Source organism: Parapusillimonas sp. JC17 (assembly GCF_052180245.1).
In the GTDB taxonomy this organism is placed as follows: Bacteria; Pseudomonadota; Gammaproteobacteria; order Burkholderiales; family Burkholderiaceae_B; genus Parapusillimonas.
This window is the reverse complement of record NZ_CP197474.1, coordinates 1267957-1283986: the sequence shown is the minus strand read 5'-3', so window position 1 is coordinate 1283986 and position 16030 is coordinate 1267957. Positions and strand designations below refer to the sequence as shown.

12 protein-coding genes are annotated in these 16030 nt (G+C 59.3%); 9 read left to right on the top strand and 3 right to left on the bottom strand.

The window, feature by feature from the left end; all coding sequences use genetic code 11:
- Window positions 1-54 precede the first annotated feature (54 nt).
- Window positions 55-1467 (top strand): AlbA family DNA-binding domain-containing protein, encoded by a 1413-nt coding sequence (locus tag ACSBPU_RS06215; RefSeq protein WP_051316445.1) that lies wholly within the window; start codon window positions 55-57, stop codon window positions 1465-1467.
- 94 nt (window positions 1468-1561) lie between these two features.
- Here ACSBPU_RS06215 and ACSBPU_RS06210 read toward each other — a convergent pair whose 3' ends face one another.
- Window positions 1562-2860: a DUF5623 domain-containing protein gene (locus tag ACSBPU_RS06210; protein ID WP_051316444.1), complete on the bottom strand. Its 1299-nt coding sequence runs from the start codon at window positions 2858-2860 to the stop codon at window positions 1562-1564.
- 367 nt (window positions 2861-3227) lie between these two features.
- Here ACSBPU_RS06210 and ACSBPU_RS06205 point away from each other — a divergent pair, with 367 nt between their 5' ends.
- From ACSBPU_RS06205 to cysG, 8 genes are all read left to right on the top strand, one after another.
- Window positions 3228-3431, top strand: coding sequence for a hypothetical protein (locus ACSBPU_RS06205; protein WP_026485282.1), 204 nt, complete (start codon window positions 3228-3230; stop codon window positions 3429-3431).
- Between the two features lie 113 nt (window positions 3432-3544).
- Window positions 3545-3769, top strand: a complete 225-nt coding sequence (locus ACSBPU_RS06200; protein ID WP_026485281.1) for a helix-turn-helix domain-containing protein — start codon at window positions 3545-3547, stop codon at window positions 3767-3769.
- A gap of 10 nt (window positions 3770-3779) precedes the next feature.
- Window positions 3780-5042 (top strand): tyrosine-type recombinase/integrase, encoded by a 1263-nt coding sequence (locus tag ACSBPU_RS06195; protein WP_051316443.1) that lies wholly within the window; start codon window positions 3780-3782, stop codon window positions 5040-5042.
- Between the two features lie 5 nt (window positions 5043-5047).
- The gene (mutS, locus tag ACSBPU_RS06190; RefSeq protein WP_442596517.1) at window positions 5048-7681 is read left to right on the top strand and encodes a DNA mismatch repair protein MutS; all 2634 of its coding nucleotides are present in this window, start codon (window positions 5048-5050) and stop codon (window positions 7679-7681) included.
- On the top strand, window positions 7681-8865 hold the full coding sequence (locus ACSBPU_RS06185) for a JmjC domain-containing protein (protein ID WP_442598255.1): 1185 nt from the start codon (window positions 7681-7683) through the stop codon (window positions 8863-8865). The genes mutS and ACSBPU_RS06185 overlap by 1 nt, the downstream gene beginning before the upstream one ends.
- Before the next feature lie 101 nt (window positions 8866-8966).
- Window positions 8967-10760 carry an assimilatory sulfite reductase (NADPH) flavoprotein subunit gene (locus ACSBPU_RS06180; RefSeq protein WP_442596515.1) on the top strand — a complete coding sequence of 598 codons (1794 nt, stop codon included), beginning with the start codon at window positions 8967-8969 and terminating at the stop codon, window positions 10758-10760.
- Window positions 10761-10771: 11 nt separating this feature from the next.
- Complete coding sequence (gene cysI, locus ACSBPU_RS06175) at window positions 10772-12472, top strand: assimilatory sulfite reductase (NADPH) hemoprotein subunit (protein WP_442596514.1); 1701 nt, start codon at window positions 10772-10774, stop codon at window positions 12470-12472.
- Window positions 12473-12495: 23 nt separating this feature from the next.
- Window positions 12496-13908: a siroheme synthase CysG gene (gene cysG / locus ACSBPU_RS06170; RefSeq protein ID WP_442596513.1), complete on the top strand. Its 1413-nt coding sequence runs from the start codon at window positions 12496-12498 to the stop codon at window positions 13906-13908.
- Between the two features lie 14 nt (window positions 13909-13922).
- Here cysG and bamC read toward each other — a convergent pair whose 3' ends face one another.
- Together bamC and dapA are read right to left on the bottom strand one after the other, a co-directional pair.
- Window positions 13923-15041, bottom strand: coding sequence for an outer membrane protein assembly factor BamC (gene bamC, locus ACSBPU_RS06165; RefSeq protein ID WP_180067732.1), 1119 nt, complete (start codon window positions 15039-15041; stop codon window positions 13923-13925).
- Window positions 15042-15056: 15 nt separating this feature from the next.
- Window positions 15057-15962, bottom strand: coding sequence for a 4-hydroxy-tetrahydrodipicolinate synthase (gene dapA, locus ACSBPU_RS06160; RefSeq protein WP_442596510.1), 906 nt, complete (start codon window positions 15960-15962; stop codon window positions 15057-15059).
- Between the last annotated feature and the right edge of the window lie 68 nt (window positions 15963-16030).

Here is a 16030-nt window from a genome sequence, read left to right as displayed (position 1 = left end):
AGAGCCAGTCTATCGATTCAAAGATGCTCTCTGGGGAGTGAGTCCAGAGAATAAATGACAGGTAGCGTTATCGCCATGGATGCTGAAGAACTACAAAATCTTATTAATTCTCCAAGTGAGTCGCTATCTGTAGAACTGAAGCGATGGATCTCACCCGATGATGAGAATGGCATAGCCAAGATCGCCAAGGCCGCATTGGCAATGAGAAATAGAAATGGCGGCTATCTAATTATCGGGTTCGTTGACGGAACAAGTGAGCCTGACCTTGAAAACGCGCCTGATGATGTCGAAGCGCTGTTTCACGTTGACAAAATACAGGGATTGATAACGCGTTTCTCCTCTGAGGCATTCGAAGTGGAAATTGGTTTCCCAGAGAAAGACGGCCAGAAGTATCCTGTTATTAAGATACCCTCCGGAATAAAAACGCCTGTCGCAGCCAAGTCCGATCTTACGTTAGGACAGACAAAACTGATATCCACCAACGATGTCTATGTGAGAACACTGAATTCAAACAACACCCCAAGCTCAGCCAAAGCAAACTGGAAAGATTGGTCAGCCATCATGGACTACTGTTTTGAGAACAGAGAGGCTGATATTGGTCGCTTCCTCAGAAGGCATCTTGGAGGGATTAGCCCAGACTTTGTAAACACAATCGCGAGCCGGCTTATGGAATCGACAACTCCAACCCCCTCAGACCGAGACGTTGCTATCGAGCTCCTTGATTCTGGTCACGCAAGATTTAAAACAATAATTCAAGAAAAATCGATTGAGCTACCCGATTTTGGTACTTGGGAAGCCTCAGCCGTAGTGATCGGCAATGTCCCTCATCACGACCCAAATACTGCTTTTTTTAATCTACTGAGCTCAAGCAATCCTCGTTATACAGGATGGCCTACGTGGCTCGATAGCAGAGGCTTCAATGAAGACATGAGACCTCATGTCTTTAACGGCATGTGGGAATCTCTCATCATTGAGCCATCGATAGGATTCAGACCGTATTACGACTTCTATTTGTATGACCCCAAGGGTAAGTTTTATCTATTTCGCGCTCTGGAAGACGATATATCAACGAGTCCAAATAGACCTCCTGCTAAAAGTGCGCTGGACTTTGGCCTGCCGATCGTACGGTGCGCTGAGGCTATAGCGGTAGCACTAGAATTTGCAAAAGCAATGGGATGCGACCCTGAAACCACTTCGGTGTCATTTGCTTTCCGATGGAGCAAATTACAAGGCCGAGAGCTGCAGTCGTGGGCCCAACCAGATAGATACATTTCACCTACCAGACAAGCCTATCAAGACCAACATACATCGCATGTGGTCGTCCCCTTGAACGCACCCGCATCAGCACTTGGAGACTACGTACGTCAGGCTGTGAATCCTTTATATGCCATATTTGACGGATTCAGCTTGGGAGTGGAAGCCGTCGATGACATGACACGAAGGCTCGTCGAAAGAAATCTTCGATAAGCATCCAGTCGCAATCGGTTAAAAACCAAATTCAGCCCAAGGAGGGGCGCAAAATACACTGGCTTAGCCCAGAGCGCTAAGCCAGTGTTGGTTTTTATCGCCAAGTCTCTAGCGACGAGATGGCCATATCAGTTTTCTTCAGCAATTCGCGCAGCGGCACAGAATCTGGGTAGTGTTCGGTTAACAGAGTCTTGACCACTTCCAGGCTATTGATGTGCTGCCTACGCTCTGCGTCAGATATCGATTTTGAAAAAGTCGCACCAGACTCATGATAATAAAGATCGAAAAACTGTTCGCCAGGCAACTCTTCTGATGTGTATTCACACTGCGCCCAATCGTCAAGTTTCGAGCGGATGGAGTTGACGCGGTTGTATACGCCTTTACGATGGTAGGTGGCAATCAAGACAGACTTGAGAAGACCACCGACTTCAGCATGGCCGGTGATTGGCATACGGACCTTTGGTCGCCTACCCCGAGAAAGAAAAAATGAGTATGGAACAGAATTGTCCGGCTTGCTTTTCTGTCTGGCCAGTTTGTGCTTATTTTCACCCGCAGCAAGAGATCCTGGGCTCACAAAAATGGGAGTGCTGGGCGCGGACTGCCCTGTCCATGGGCTTTCAACGACTGGCTCGGGCAGGCGATTGAGTGCAGAAACGAGTGGCTCAAGAGGAACACCCTTAGATATCTCGGATATCAGGAAAAGACGTGACCCCACATCCGGAGCATGCATCCCCGCCCATTCAGGCATGGCAATTCCGTAGCCATATTTCGTTGCCCAAGCCTGCCGTTCATCCTGCCTATTTTTTACTGCAGGACCATATGGCTCATCTACGAACAAATAGCGTTTCGTCAGCGGATCAAACCAGACGCTGTAATGATCGCGTCCCGGGATAGCCTTGCTGGAATCACCATTTGGCAAAGCGCGACTATAACCTTTGGATGGCCGCAACTTCGTAGCATCCATGAACTGGAATGCTCGTGCTGCGGCGCAGACGGCATGCCTTGCTTTAGACTGGGTGTCATGGCGATACGTGGATTGCAAGTGATCTGGACCGGCCGACCGAAACTCATCTGTTGCCCGATGATTGAGCAACTGAAGAGGAGCTATCAGATCCCCCCATGGGTCTGACAAATCGAGGGTCAGTGTTTCTCGGCCGGACGCACCGGACGCACGATCCTTCCAATACGAAGTGAGATACAGACGATGCTGGGGTCGTCGCGCTTCGGTTGGGTGCTGGAGTACGTTTCGAGCGTGTTGGAAGTTCTGAAAGTGAGCTGCCTGAGCGGCAGCATCGAGAGCCTTTGTATGCGGAATTCCGCGCTCGACTTTCAGTGATTTTGCGAGACGTTTGATACCCGCCAAAGTAGTCGGGCAGATGAGTTCCTTCGACATGATAGTTCTCCCGGCTCATGACGAAACGTCACCCGTCAGCCGCTTCTTGAACCTGAACATAGCATGCGCAGGAAGAAAGATAACTCGACAGTGCTGTCAACAGCTTTGCTATGACGGGTGGCAGGCTCCTGCCCGAAGCCTTAGGTCAGGATTTTACCCAGTACTACTGGCCGTAGCAAGCGTACAGAAAGCCAGTAAACAGTTCGATGTGACACCGCCACGCTAGGTTGGTCGGCATTTATGCCCAGCCATTTCACGCCCATGTACGCTCTCATTCGCCCCTCAAGGTTTCTCATTCACCCTGGGTTCGGGACAATTTTTATTGTCCGATTGCCGACTGAAGAACAAGGCCTTGAAGGGAGCTGCCATGACTTACGTGAACCGATGGGTCTTAATAAAGAAATTTGCAGAGATGACCGGCTACAGCGAGAACGCAGTCAGGCACAAGATTAAGGGCGGTGTATGGGTAGAAGGACGCATCTGGAAAAAGGCTCCCGATGGGCGTGTTTTCGTGAACGTAGATGAATTCGAGCGATGGGTGGAAAGCCAAGCCTTATCTCAAGGCTACTGACTAATCGCCCATGATCACCTGGCACAAAGGCTTACACGCAATACGCTCAATGAGCGTATAATTGCATTTGTAATTCATCCAATGCTCATTGCAAGAGCATTGCTAACGGCGCCATGAACGACCCGAAACCTCACACCCCAAAGCCCGACGCCATACGCAACGCTCGTATCGCAGCCGGACTCACGCAGACAGAAGCGGCACAGCTTGTGCGAGCCTCTTTGCGTGCGTGGCAGCAATGGGAAGCGGGTGATCGCAGCATGCCTCCTGGTCTGTTTGAGCTTTTCATGCTCAAAACGAACCAATGGCCGCTCGACACCCGAACAAATGACACAACGTGAGGACTAGGCAATGACGCGAGCAGCCACGACCAATACTGGCTTTCCTGGTGTAGAGAAGCGCGGAAACTCAATCCGCGTCTTCTTCATGTACAAACGCACGCGGCATACACATACTTTGCGTCTCGAACCGACACGCAGCAACGTCAAACACGCAGTTCAGCTCAGAAGCGCCGCATTGTTCGCTTTGCGTAACGGCACCTACAATGAGTCGGAATTCTTCCCCCATTCGCGTTCCGCGACGGGGATCAGCACAAGCAATCGTCTGGGTGACCTGTGTGAACGTTACAAACCCTTGAAGGCAGTAGACATCACCCCCGAAACGCAGTCGCGCTATGAAACAGCGCTCGACGTTTGTGTAGACACGGTGGGTCGGAATCGAATGGCGAGTGCGCTTTTGCCTGAGGACATTCAGAAACTTCGGGTGGATCTGATTTCCACCCGTGCGGTATCAACAGTCAACCACTATCTCGCCACTTTTTCCGGATTTCTCTATTGGTGTGAGAACAACGGGTATTGCGGAGAGCTGGGAAAACACTGCGTCCGCTTCACGAAGAGCATAAAAGAACCTGACCCGCTGACCTATGATGAATTCCTCGCGATAACCGAAAAAGGTTGCCTTCATCCTATCGATAAAGCTGCCGTCACGCTTGCTGTGTACACAGGATTGCGACCAGGCGAACTACTCGCGCTTGCTGTTGAGGACGTGGCCGAAGACTACAGCCATATCAAGGTGAGACGTTCGATCACGGCATCTGTCACCTTCAAGGTTCCCAAAACGAGGAAAGAAAGAACCGTTCTGTTGCAACCGCCTGCCAGAGACGCGCTGAAGGTATTAGTGGCGGACGCCGAAGTTCGTCCTGCCGCCGAAGTGACTGTTGCACTCAATCGCCATGAGTTCCGAACCGATCTCATCCGGGTACTGCTGACCCCAAAGACGCAGGCCCGCCGATCGGTCGTTAATGACTACTTCGTTCCTAGCGCTTGGAACACGAAATGGTCAAACCTAATCCGCCGCGCAGGCATCCGTGCGCGCCCACCCTATCAGACTCGACATACCTTTGCGTGCTGGAACCTTACGGCCCGCGGAAATCTGGCGTTCATCGCTAACCAGATGGGCCACAAAGACTACTCCATGCTTGTCACGGTGTATGGTCGATGGATAGATACGGAGTCGTCCAGGGAGCTGGAGCGCATCTGGGAGGGCATGAAGAACATGTCTAGAATTACACCAAAATTACACCAAGATGCGTGTGAAAATTTTATAAGTAATTGATTTTAATGGATAAATTAGACTTAACATCGCATACCCCCATGATGCAGCAATATCTTCGCCTGAAGGCGGAGGCCGGATCGCATCTGCTGTTCTACCGCATGGGCGACTTCTATGAAATGTTCTATGAAGACGCGGAGCGTGGAGCCCGTCTGCTGAATCTCACCTTGACCAAACGCGGGGCCTCGAACGGTGCGCCGATTCCCATGGCGGGCGTACCTTTTCATGCCATGGAAGGTTATCTTGCACGCTTGGTGGCCTTGGGCGAATCAGTGGCCATTTGCGAGCAAGTAGGGGATCCGGCCGCGAGCAAGGGGCCGGTGGAGCGCAAGATCGTCCGCATCGTCACCCCGGGTACCCTTACCGACGAAGCCTTGCTGCCCGCCAAGGCCGACCGCATGATTGCCGCGGTCTGGTCGCAGCGCATACAGCGTAGCGAGCGCAGCGCCATCGCCTGGATGAACCTGGCCAACGGCGACTTCAGGGTTTGCGAGTGCGCACCCGGCATGCTGCACACGGAATTGCACCGTATCAATCCGGCCGAACTGCTCTGCGCTGAAAGCGTTCGGCTCGACGCCTTGCCCGGCATCGCGATCAGCGCCCTGCCCGACTGGCATTTCGAAATCGACGGCGCGCGCGATGTCCTGCATCGGCATTTCGCGGTGGATTCGCTGGCCAGCTTCGGCATGGACGGCCTGCCGGCCGCGGTATGCGCGGCGGGGGCGCTATTGCGCTATGTCAGCCGGACGCAGACGCAATCGCTTTCCCACATCCAGACCATACAAGTCGATCAATCCGGCGAGTATTTGGTGCTGGACCCGGTTACCCGCAAGAACCTCGAGCTTACGGAAACCATCAGCGGCGAGGACAGTCCCACGCTGTTCTCCATCCTGGACCACTGCGCCACCCCCATGGGCAGCCGGCTTTTGCGTCGCTGGCTGCATCATCCGCTACGCGACGATGCGCCGGCGCTTTCGCGGCAGCAAGTCATCGCCGCCCTGCTCTCGGCCCCGCCGAACGAGCATGGCCTGAGCGCCCGCGACCCGCTCGACGAGTTGCGCAAGCTGCTCGAACGCTATCCCGACCTTGAGCGCATCGCGACCCGCATTTCGCTGCGTTCGGTCCGCCCCCGGGAACTGGCCAGCCTGCGCGAAGCGCTGGCGTTGCTGCCAGACATTGCGCGGCATATCGAGCAGTCGTTCGCGCCTCAAGCCCGGCTCGCCGTTTTCGCACAGGACATCCGCATCGATCAGGACATCGCTGCCCTGCTTCACCGCGCCATCGACCCCGAACCCGCGCAACTCGTCCGCGAAGGCGGCGTGATCGCCGCCGGCTACGACGAAGAGCTCGACGAACTCCGGCGACTGGCCAGCGACAGCGGCGAGTTCCTGATCCAGCTCGAGGCGCGCGAACGGGAACGCACCGGAATTCCGAACCTGCGCGTCGAGTTCAATCGCGTGCACGGTTTCTTCATCGAGGTCACCCGCGGCCAGGCGGACAAGGTGCCTGCGGACTATCGCCGCCGCCAGACCCTGAAGAATGCGGAACGCTACATCACGCCCGAGCTGAAGGCCTGGGAAGACAAAGTGCTGTCGGCCAAGGACCGCAGCCTGAGCCGCGAGAAATGGCTGTTCGATGCGCTGCTGGAAGAGATGTCGGCGCATGCGCAAGCCTTGTCGCGCTGCGCAGGGGCATTGGCCGAAATCGACGTATTGGCCGCGCTTGCCGATCACGCGCGGAACAATGACTGGAATGCGCCCGCGCTTGTCAAAGGCAGCGAACTGTTCATCGAAGCAGGCCGGCATCCCGTGGTCGAGCGCAGCATCGAGCAGTTCACGCCGAACGACTGCGAACTCAGCCCGCAGCGGCGGATGCTGCTCATCACCGGTCCGAACATGGGCGGCAAGTCCACCTACATGCGTCAGGTGGCGCTGATTGCGCTGCTCGCCCGAATCGGCAGCTTCGTTCCCGCCCGGTCGGCGCGCATCGGCCAGATCGATCGCATCTTCACGCGTATCGGCGCGGCTGACGATCTGGCGGGCGGGCGCTCCACCTTCATGATGGAGATGACCGAGGCCTCGGCCATCCTGGCGGCCGCCACGCCGCAAAGCCTGGTGCTCATGGACGAAATAGGACGCGGCACCTCTACGTACGACGGACTTGCGCTGGCGTGGGCGATCGCGCATCGGCTGCTTACGCACAATCAGGCGCTTACGCTGTTCGCCACCCACTACTTCGAGATCACGCGGCTGCCAACAGAGGCGCCCACCGCTGCCAACGTGCATCTGGCCGCCGCCGAATCCTCTTCCGGCATCGTCTTCCTTCATCAAGTGCAGCCGGGCCCGGCCAGCCGCAGCTACGGCATCCAGGTGGCACAGCGGGCGGGCGTTCCCGCGGCCGTCATCCGCCATGCCAGCCGGGAACTCGCCCGGCTTGAAGCCCAGGGCGCGCCCACGCCGCAACTCGATCTCTTTTCCAACGCCGACCCGGACGAAGGCGCAGACGATGCGCTGCTGCCCGCCGCTTCCAATCCGTCCGTCTCCTCCGCGGTTCTGGAAGTGCTGGAATCCATAGATCCCGATCAGCTCACTCCGCGTGAGGCACTGGACACTCTTTACCGCTTACGAAACGAATATCTATGATGAACATCGATCAAGCCCTGCCCCTGCTGGGTGGTTTGAGTCCCAGGGAATTCATGCGCCAGCATTGGCAGCGCAAGCCCCTGTTGATACGCCAGGCCATACCAGGGTTCAAGCCGTCCCTGTCCATTACGGACATACGGCAGCTCGTCAAGCGCGAGGAAGTCGAATCGCGCCTGATCTGGCGCGATGCAAAGGGCTGGAACATGAAGACGGGGCCTCTTTCGAAGCTTCCGCCTCAAAAACAGGCCAATTGGACGGCGCTGGCCCAGAGCGTCGATTTGCACGATGATGCCACGGCCGAACTCTTGCGGCAGTTCCGCTTCATATCGGACGCGCGTCTGGATGACGCCATGATCAGCATCGCAAGCGACGGCGGCGGTGTCGGCCCTCACTTCGACAGCTACGACGTCTTCCTGCTGCAGGCGTACGGAAAACGGCGCTGGCGCATCAGCCAGCAAAAGGACCTTTCCTTGATTCCCGGGCTGCCGCTCAAGATTCTCCAGAACTTTCAGCCCGAAGAGGAATACGTCCTGGAGCCGGGCGACATGCTCTATCTGCCTCCCCATGCCGCCCATGACGGCGTCGCCGAGGGCGATTGCATGACGATTTCCATCGGCTTTCGCGCGCCGACGCAAGCCACCCTCGCCTGCGGCATGCTGGAAGCCGCCAACGATCAGATCATGGCCAACTTAGGCGATATCGGCGGTTTCTACGCAACACCGGTCCTGCCCGGTCCGGTGCTGTCCGACACTTACAAGGACCCGGGCGCGTCCGCCACCGAAACGCCGGCCGCCCTTCCCAACGGCCTTATCGATGCGGCCCTCGATGCGGTCCGCAAGCTGCAATTCGACGAAGCGCTCGCCGCGCGCTTCCTGGGCCAATGGCTGACCGATCTGCCCGAGAACGCTTATTTTGATCCCACCAGCGACGAGATCGACCTAACGCTGGAAATCCCGCAAACAGGACAGTTGGTGCTGGATCGCTGCACAAGAATGATGTATTGGGGCGGGAACTTGTTCGTCAACGGGGAAGTAGCGCCGGTGAAGGCCGGCCCGCTTCTTTGCCGGCTTGCGGACCAGCGGCGGCTGGATTGCTCCCCCGCCATTGGCGAAGAGCTCGAAGCGGGAGCACTCGCCTTGCTGACCGAAGGCCTGGAGGACGGATGGCTGCATTACGTGCCGTGATTGAATAAGCTAATAAGCTATATAGTCATAAGCAGGTAATCGTTCACGTAGGCCGGCGGCGTCCATAGAATGAAAAGCTGATTTCATTCTGTGAGCGCGCTATGCTGGCCCCCACTTACCTACCCGAATCCAAGCATAATCTCATCACCGAGCTGGCGGACAGCCTGGAGCCCACCGCCCTGACCTGGCTTTCCGGCTACTTTGCCGGCATCGCGCAGGGCAGGCAATTGCCGCGAGCCGTTCCTGCCGCCGTGCCCGCCGCGGTGGAAGCTGGAACGGCAAAGCGCCTGACCATTCTTTACGGCAGCCAGACCGGCAACGCAAAACGCGTCGCCGAATCCCTCGCCGAGCAAGTTGCGGCATCAGGGCTCGATTACCGCATCGTCCGCGCCGACAGCTACACCACCCGCGAGCTCAAAGACGAACAACTGCTCTACATCGTGATCAGCACCCAGGGCGAAGGCGAGGCGCCCGACGACTCCCTGTCCTTCGTCGAGTTCCTGAACAGCCGCAGGGCGCCGAAACTGCCGCATCTCCAGTACGCCGTGCTGGGCCTGGGCGACTCGAGCTACCCCTTGTTCTGCGGCATAGCGCAAAGTATCGACGCCCGGTTGGCGGAACTGGGCGCCCGCCGGCTACAGGATACGGGCACCGCCGATCTCGACATCGAAACCGTTGCCGTCCCGTGGCAGGAACAAGCAGTCCAGCAGGCCAGGGACGCATTGAAAAAGCCGGCCGCCGCCGGCGCCAGCATAACGCCTCTGCATCCGAAGGCAGGCAAGGTGACGCGCGAGCATCCGTTTTCGGCCGAGCTCATCCTGAACCAGCCGATTACGGGTAGAGACAGCGGCAAGGATGTACGCCACCTGGAGCTTTCGCTGGAAGGCAGCCATTTGCGCTACAAACCCGGAGACGCGCTGGGCGTGTGGCCGGTGCAGGCGCCGGACCTGGTCGATCGCGTCGTGTCCTTGCTGGGACTGGATGCGGATGAAGCCGTCGAGATCAAGCAAGTGAGCCGTCCGCTGCGCGAATGGCTGTCGCGTCACCGGGAACTCACCGTCCTGACACGGCCTTTCCTGAGCGCACTCGCAGAGCGTACAGGCAATGGCGAACTGCAAGCGCTGCTACAGCCCGACGCCCACGAGTCCCTCAAGCGACTGCTCGAGACCCAGCAGTTGATCGATATCCTCGAAGCCCACCCCGCGCCATGGACCGCAAGCGAGCTGGTGGGCGCGCTGCGCCCGCTCAGCCCGCGCATGTATTCGATCGCCTCCAGCCAGGCCGTCGTCGACGAAGAGGTGCACCTGACACTCGCCAACGTCGCGTACGACACGGAAAGCGGGGCGCGCTGGGGCGCCGCGTCGAACTTCCTGAGCAACCTGAAGGAAGGCGAGCGGGTCGATATCTTCGTCGAGGAAAACACGCGTTTCCGCCTGCCGTCGGACGATGGGCGCGACATCATCATGATCGGTCCGGGCACCGGCATCGCGCCCTTCCGCGCCTTCGTCCAGGAACGCAGCACCTCGAATGCCACGGGACGCAACTGGCTCTTCTTCGGCAATCCGCATTTCGCTTCGGACTTTCTGTACCAGACCGAATGGCAGCAAGCCTTGAAGAACGGCGAACTGCATCGGCTGGATCTCGCTTTCTCGCGCGACCAGGCGGAAAAAGTCTACGTGCAGGACAAATTGAAAGCGCGTGCGGTTGAACTCTTCGCCTGGATACAAGGTGGCGCCCACGTTTATGTATGCGGCGACGCGAACCGCATGGCGCGAGACGTCCACCAGGCGCTGCTTGACATCGCCCAGCAGGAAGGCGGCATGGATCCGTCACAGGCAAAGGCATGGCTCGACGCGCTGGCCGCCCAAGGGCGCTACGCCCGAGACGTATATTGAACAGGATCTCCATGAGCACGCAACCTTCCGAACTCGAAACCATCAAGGCAAACAGCCGGCATCTGCGCGGCACCATACTCGATGGGCTGGCCGACCCGGTCACCGGCGCGATCAGCGACGATGACAACAAGCTGTTGAAGTTCCACGGCAGCTACCAGCAGGACGACCGCGACATTCGCGATGAGCGCCGGCGGCAGAAGCTGGAACCGGCCTTTTCTTTCATGATCCGCGCCCGGTTGCCGGGAGGCGTGGTCACGCCGGCGCAATGGCTTGCCTTCGACGACATCGCCCGAAAATACTCGACCCGCGGCTTGCGCATCACCACGCGCCAGACCTTCCAATGGCATGGCGTCGTCAAGCGCGACCTCAAGCCCACCATGCAGGCGATCCACCACGCAATGGCCACCACCATTGCGGCCTGTGGAGACGTCAACCGGCAAGTCGTCAGCTCGGTCAATCCTCATTTGTCCAGCCAGCACCGCCTGGTCCAGGAGTGGGCCAACAAGCTGTCCGACCATTTCATCCCACGCACCCGCGCCTATCACGAGATCTGGCTGGACGGCGAACGCCTTACCGACGAGCCTGAAGAAGAGCCGATCTACGGCGATACCTATCTGCCGCGCAAGTTCAAGATGGGCATCGCGATCCCGCCGTGGAACGACAGCGACGTCTTTGCGCAGGACCTGGGCCTCATCGCCATCATCGAAGACGGTGCGCTGCAGGGCTTCAACGTGGCCATAGGCGGCGGCATGGGCGCCTCGCATGGCGACGACAGCACCTATCCACGGCTGGGCAGCGTCATCGGGTTCGTACCGCCCGAGCAATTGATCGCCGTTGCGGAAGGCGTCGTGACGCTGCAGCGGGATCACGGCAACCGTAGCGAGCGCAAGCATGCCCGCCTCAAGTACACCATCGATCACAACGGCCTGGAATGGTTCAAGCAGCAGCTGGAAGCCAGGACCGGCATTACGCTCCAGGCAGCGCGCCCCTACCGCTTCGATCAGAACGGCGATCGCTATGGCTGGAGCAAAGGCGAAGATGGCCTCTGGCACCTGGGCTTGTATATCGATTCGGGCCGCCTATGGGACACGGACGACGGGCAGCTGCAGACCGGCGTGCGCGAGATCGCGAAGATCCTCACGGGCGAGTTCCGCATGACCTGCAATCAGAACCTGGTCATCTCCAATGTGAAGCAGAAGGACCGCGCGCGCATCGATGCGCTCGTGGCGCAGTACGGACTGGACGGCTACAAGCGGCATAGCGGTATCCGACGCTACAGCATCGCCTGCGTCGCCCTGCCCACATGCGGGCTGGCCATGGCCGAAAGCGAGCGCTATGCGCCGGTGCTCCTGCCCAAGCTCGAAGCCCTGCTCGACAAGCACGGCCTGCTGGATGCGCCCATTCTGCTCAGGCTCTCCGGATGCCCCAACGGCTGTTCGCGGCCCTATCTGGGCGAGATCGCGTTGGTGGGCCGCGCGCTGGGCCGCTATGATCTGCGGCTGGGCGCGAACTTCACCGGCGAGCGCCTGAATACCCTCTATCGCGAGAACATCCCCGAGCCCGAGATACTCAGCGCTCTGGACGAGCTCTTCGCCGCCTATGCGAAGGGGCACGATGGCGACGAGAAGTTCGGCGATTTCCTCGTGCGCACCGGGGCGATTCCCGCCCCCACGCAAAAGCTGATTCCCATCGTCCTGGATCCTGTGGTCTAGGGCCTGTCAACGCTACGTCATCCATGAAACTATTTCCCATCTTCGCCGACCTGCAAGGCCGGCGCGTCGTGGTGGTCGGCGCCGGCGCCGTCGCGGAACGCAAGATACTCAGCCTGTTGTCCGCCGGCGCCCAGGTCGTGGCGGGTGCCCCCGAGGCGACTCCGGGCCTGCTTCAGCTGAGCCGGGAGGGCGGGATAACGCTGCGCCTGGAGCCCTTCGAACCCGGCTGGCTGGAAGGAGCTTGGCTCGTCGTTGCCGCGACCGACGACCGGGACCTGAACAGGCTTGTCGCCGGCCACGCCAACGAGCGCAAGCTGCTGATCAATGTCGTCGATGACCCCGAGCTTTCTACCTTCCAGGTGCCGTCCATCGTCGACCGGTCGCCGCTGACCATCGCGATATCGTCCGCGGGCAGCGCGCCTGTCCTGGCGCGGCGGTTGCGCGAGAGAATCGAAAGCCTGTTCGACCATACGCTCGGAACACTGGCGGATTTGGCCGCGCGCTATCGGCCCGCAATACGCCAGGCCCGGCCCGATTTGCGCCGCCGGCGTGAATTCTATGACTGGTTGCTCGACGGCCCGGTCGCTGCCGCGTTGCGCGCCCGCCAGCCCGAGACCGCGCGCGCCCTGCTGGAAAGCGCGCTACAGACACCCCAAACGCCAGCACAGGGTAGTGTCGTGCTGGTCGGTGCCGGGCCGGGAGATCCCGGGCTCCTGACGCTGAATGCCTTGCGGGCGCTGAACGAAGCCGACATCATCCTGCACGACAGGCTCGTCAGCGCGGAAGTGCTGGAACTCGCGCGCCGCGACGCAGAGCGGATTCCAGTTGGAAAGCTTCCCGGCGAAAACCACGACGCCACGCAGAACCGCATTCATGAGCTCATGCGGCACCATGCCAATGCGGGCCGGCGCGTGGTCCGGTTGAAGGGGGGAGATGCGTTCGTTTTCGGCCGTGGGGGAGAAGAACTGGAGTTCCTGAAGAAGCAAGGCATACCTTACGAGGTCGTGCCCGGCATCACCGCTGCGCTGGCCTGTGCCGCGTATGCCGGGATACCGCTGACGCATCGGGAACATGCTCAGTCAGTACGTCTGATTACCGCACACTGCCGGGAAGACGCCATGGTGGACGATTGGCCCGCACTCGCCCGTGAAAAGCAGACGCTGGCGTTCTATATGGGCGTCGGCCAGCTTGAAACGCTGAGCTCACAGTTGATCGCGCATGGCCGCTCAAAGGACACGCCGTTCGCCATCGTGGAAAACGGGAGCCGGGCGAACCAGCGCGTGCTTCACGGCAAGCTGGACGAGCTGGCCGACGCCGCGCGCCGGCATGCCATCAAGTCGCCGTCCATGTTGCTTATTGGAGAGGTATGTGCGCTGGCGCCGGAACTGGAATGGTTCGGCGCCAGCGTCACGGCCGGGGATGCCAGGGCCGCATGACCCTGGCGGCGGCCTTAGCTGCCCGACATATGAGTCAGCAGTACCGTGATGATGCGTTTTGCGGTGCCGGTGTTCTGCACCTGGCCGTTCTCGTCGAGCACGGTGACCACCGACGATGAACCCTGCTGGGCGACGTGGATGCGCAGTGGCGCCGCAGCCGCCGTGTTCTTGCCGCCGAACATCCTGCTGAGGAAATTCGGCTGCTCGATTTTTTCGCCGCTGTCGCTGTCCAGATAACGGATGAAGTAGTCGCCCGAAGAGCGGTCGCGATCTTCGACCGCAAAGCCGGCGGAATCGATCGCCACCCCGACGCGGCGCCATGCCCGGTCAAAGGATTCGTTCAGGGTGATCGCCGCCTGGCCGTCGTCGGCCTGCGAGACCTGCACCTGATCGGCCGAACGCTCGGCCTGCGCGACCATTTCCTGGGCGCGCTGGACATCGGTTCCCAGGAACACGACCATGCGCGCGAGCATGGCGGCATTCAGGCCCGGATCTTCCTTGCCGTACACCCATTTTAAATTGGCGCCGTCTTCCGTGGCCGTTTCCACCATTTGCTGGTGGCTCACATAGACCTCGGTCTTGCCGTTCACGCGCTCGATACGCGTGCGGAAGCGTTCGCGCTCGCCGCTGTCGAACACCGTGTCCAGGATGGCGCCCAGAGCGCTGCGTATCCAGCCTTCCGGGATCTTGGAGCGGTTCTCCGCCCAATCGGTTTCCATGAGTCCGGCGCGGGGATCCTGCGACTTGAGGGTAAAGCCCTGCTCGTTCCAGAAGTCGACGATGCGCGGATAGACTTCTTCGGCCGGCTTGTCAACGACCAGCCAGCGGATATCGCCGTCGCGCATGACCGAGATGCCCTGGGTTTGCGGAAGCACGCTGCTGCGATCGGCCGCATTCAGTTGCGCCTGCTGGCTTTGCGCATACTGGCTGTAGGTCGCGGTGCCTTCCGGTGCGCGGAAGCGCGCATCGCGGTTGGCCTGTGTAAGATCGGGCGGTATGCTGAGCGGATCGCCGGCCACCGTGCTCTTGTAGTTGACCGCTTCTTCGGTGCCAAGCGCCTGGTTCAGGGCGGAACACCCGGATAGCAAAAGCATGCTGAGACCAACCGTAAGGCCGGCACAGCGTTTGTTCATACGCGTAGTCATCATTTAGATCAAGCCTGCGTCTTTCAACGAATTACGTACCAATGCATGATACTGCTCGTGCAAAGGCGTTAAGGGTAGGCGATAACCCAGTTCGGTCAGGCCCATTTCTGCGGCGGCCCACTTGACGGGAATCGGGTTGGCTTCCACGAACAGCACCTTGTTCAGCGTTGCCAGGCGCGCATTGAGCTGGCGCGTGGCTTGTGCATTGCCTTCAAGGGCGGCCATGCAAAGCTCGTGCATGAGTTTTGGCGCCACATTGGCCGTGACCGAGATATTGCCCCGGCCCCCCAGCAGCATGAGTGCAGCCGCTGTTGGATCGTCGCCGCTGAATATCTGGAAACCGGTGGGCGCGTCGCGCACCAGCAAGGCGCCGCGCGCGATATCGCCCGTGGCGTCCTTGATGCCGATGACGCCCGGCACCTGCGCAAGGCGCAACACGGTTTCGTTGGACATGTCCGCCACGGTGCGGCCGGGAACGTTATACAGAATGGAAGGCAGGTCGACCGCCTCGGCGATCGTGCGGAAATGCTGGTAAAGCCCTTCTTGCGTGGGTTTATTGTAATAGGGAACCACCGACAGGCCCGCTTGCGCGCCGACCGCCTTCGCGTGGCGCGAAAGATCGATGGCCTCGTTGGTGGAGTTGCCGCCGACCCCTGCGATGACGGGAATACGACCGGCCGCATGCTCGACGGCCACCTTGATGAGTTCGGCGTGCTCGTCCACATCTACAGTGGGCGACTCGCCCGACGTGCCCACGACCACCAGCCCGTCGGTGCCTTCGCTGACATGCCAGTCAATCAGTTTTCGATAGGAGTCATAATCCAGACTGCCGTCAGGATGCATCGGCGTGATCAGCGCCACCATGCTTCCCTGAAAAACAGGAATGTCAGAATCCGTGTTTGTTGCCATAATAGGAATGATCTCCTCGAACGCGCCGTAACAAATAACTTGCCTTAACTGGAACCAACTCAGAAGTT

What these genes read in the sequence shown, in the direction of transcription:
- ACSBPU_RS06215 (WP_051316445.1), top strand. Translation starts at nt 55, where the DNA reads ATGACAGGTAGCGTTATCGCCATGGATGCTGAAGAACTACAAAATCTT.
- ACSBPU_RS06210 (WP_051316444.1), bottom strand. Translation starts at nt 2,860, where the DNA reads ATGTCGAAGGAACTCATCTGCCCGACTACTTTGGCGGGTATCAAACGT.
- ACSBPU_RS06205 (WP_026485282.1), top strand. Translation starts at nt 3,228, where the DNA reads ATGACTTACGTGAACCGATGGGTCTTAATAAAGAAATTTGCAGAGATG.
- ACSBPU_RS06200 (WP_026485281.1), top strand. Translation starts at nt 3,545, where the DNA reads ATGAACGACCCGAAACCTCACACCCCAAAGCCCGACGCCATACGCAAC.
- ACSBPU_RS06195 (WP_051316443.1), top strand. Translation starts at nt 3,780, where the DNA reads ATGACGCGAGCAGCCACGACCAATACTGGCTTTCCTGGTGTAGAGAAG.
- mutS (WP_442596517.1), top strand. Translation starts at nt 5,048, where the DNA reads ATGGATAAATTAGACTTAACATCGCATACCCCCATGATGCAGCAATAT.
- ACSBPU_RS06185 (WP_442598255.1), top strand. Translation starts at nt 7,681, where the DNA reads ATGAACATCGATCAAGCCCTGCCCCTGCTGGGTGGTTTGAGTCCCAGG.
- ACSBPU_RS06180 (WP_442596515.1), top strand. Translation starts at nt 8,967, where the DNA reads ATGCTGGCCCCCACTTACCTACCCGAATCCAAGCATAATCTCATCACC.
- cysI (WP_442596514.1), top strand. Translation starts at nt 10,772, where the DNA reads ATGAGCACGCAACCTTCCGAACTCGAAACCATCAAGGCAAACAGCCGG.
- cysG (WP_442596513.1), top strand. Translation starts at nt 12,496, where the DNA reads ATGAAACTATTTCCCATCTTCGCCGACCTGCAAGGCCGGCGCGTCGTG.
- bamC (WP_180067732.1), bottom strand. Translation starts at nt 15,041, where the DNA reads ATGAACAAACGCTGTGCCGGCCTTACGGTTGGTCTCAGCATGCTTTTG.
- dapA (WP_442596510.1), bottom strand. Translation starts at nt 15,962, where the DNA reads ATGGCAACAAACACGGATTCTGACATTCCTGTTTTTCAGGGAAGCATG.